The 1,691-nt window shown below is 74.5% G+C and carries 1 protein-coding gene and 1 pseudogene; one reads left to right on the forward strand and one right to left on the reverse strand.

Translation table 11 applies throughout. The features are described from left to right. Nucleotides 1–375: pseudogene (locus tag CA983_RS43385) on the reverse strand (hypothetical protein); the annotation flags it as partial. A 241-nt stretch (nt 376–616) separates the two neighbouring features. Here CA983_RS43385 and CA983_RS43390 point away from each other — a divergent pair. Further along, the coding region (locus tag CA983_RS43390) for an MbnB/TglH/ChrH family RiPP precursor modification enzyme (protein WP_244207353.1) at nt 617–1,691 on the forward strand (1,075 nt) is incomplete at its 3' end.

The following is a 1,691-nucleotide window of genomic DNA, read 5'->3' on the forward strand; positions in this document are numbered from 1 at the left end:
CCCCGGCAGCCCCCGGCCGCCCYGGGTCAGGAGGGCGGCGGGCGCCGGTCGCGCGCGGCGACCACCGCGTGCAGCCGGCGCGACAGCGCGGTGGCCGCCGCCGTGAGGAAGACGAACGGGGGCGAGGGCGTAGTACCCCGACGAGAAGACCAGCACGGCCAGGCACATCAGCAGCGGGATCATGACGCCCGGCCGGGTGTGCGGCTTCTCCAGTACGACGTCACGCACCTGCCGCAGCAGCGACGCGGCCAGCAGCGCCAGGCACAGGGCGAACAGCGGCCGGCCCAGCCAGGGGCGGTCGTCGCCGAGCCCCTCCAGCGGGAGCAGGAAATGGCCGTGCCGACGGCGGCCACCAGTCCCCCGGCTCCGGCCCACACCCGCCGGGGCGAGGCCCGGGGCCTCTGCTCGCTGCCATCGCGCATACGTCCGGTGTACGACGCCTCGGGGGTGGCGCGACCCTGGTGCCTCCGTCGGTGGAGCCGGAGGGCAGCAGGGGACCGTCGGTGGGCCGAACCTCAAATGTTCCTCTGAAGGCGCCCGTGGCGGGGTTCGGGGACGGGCGGCTGGGCCATACCCCCCTCACGTTCGAGGAACCGGCCGTGCGGAGGAGGGGACGATGGAGCGACTGGGGACGGGCATCGGGTGGCGTCCGGAGATAGCGGACGCCGTGGAGCGCATGCCGGGCATCGACTGGGTCGAGGCCGTGGCCGAGAACGTCTGCCCCGGTCATCTGCCCGAGTCGCTGCGGCGGCTGCGCGAGCGCGGCGTCACCGTGGTGCCGCACGGCGTTTCGCTCGGCCTCGGAGGTGCGGACCGCCCCGACGAAGGCCGTCTGACCGCGCTGGCCGAACGGGCTGAGGCACTCGGCTCGCCGCTGGTCACCGAGCACATCGCGTTCGTACGGGCCGGGGGTGCCCTGACGGCGACCCCGCACCTGGAGGCGGGCCATCTGCTGCCCGTCCCCCGGACCCGGGACGCCCTCGACGTCCTCTGCGAGAACGTGCRCATCGCGCAGGAGGCGCTGCCGGTGCCGCTGGCCGTCGAGAACATCGCCGCGCTGATCTCCTGGCCGGGCGAGGAGATGACGGAGGGCCAGTTCCTGTACGAGCTGGCCGACCGCACGGGCGTCCGGCTCCTCATCGACGTGGCCAACCTGCACACCAACCACGTCAACCGCGCCGAGGACCCGGCCAAGGCCCTCGCCGTGCTGCCCCTTGAGGCCATCGCCTACGTCCATGTCGCCGGCGGCTTCGAACGCGACGGCGTCTGGCACGACAGCCACGCCCACCCCGTCCCCCGGCCGGTCCTGGACATCCTGACCGACCTCGCATCCCGCGTGTCCCCTCCGGGAGTCCTCCTGGAACGCGACGAGGACTTCCCGGAACCGGCGGAGCTGGAGAGCGAGCTGGGAGCGATCCGGAGGGCGCTGGAGGCGGGGGCCGTGGAGCGCGTGAAAGCGGAGGTCCGCTCGGCGGGCACCGCACTCGCCGTACGACGCGCGGAAGCCGCGACTGTCGCGTCCCTGAGCGGCGACGCACTCGGGGAGAAGACCAAGGGGCTGGGGCACGTGGCCCGTTCACAGCCCGGCGATGAAGCCCGGGGCGTCGCGGACGAGTTGGCCGACGGGGCCCGGCGGGGCGATCAGGACGGGGCGGCCGGGGCGGCACGGGGCGCCTTCGGCCTGCCCCACC

The sequence above is a fragment of the Streptomyces swartbergensis genome, assembly GCF_002148965.1.
GTDB classification, from domain to species: Bacteria; Actinomycetota; Actinomycetes; order Streptomycetales; family Streptomycetaceae; genus Streptomyces; species Streptomyces swartbergensis.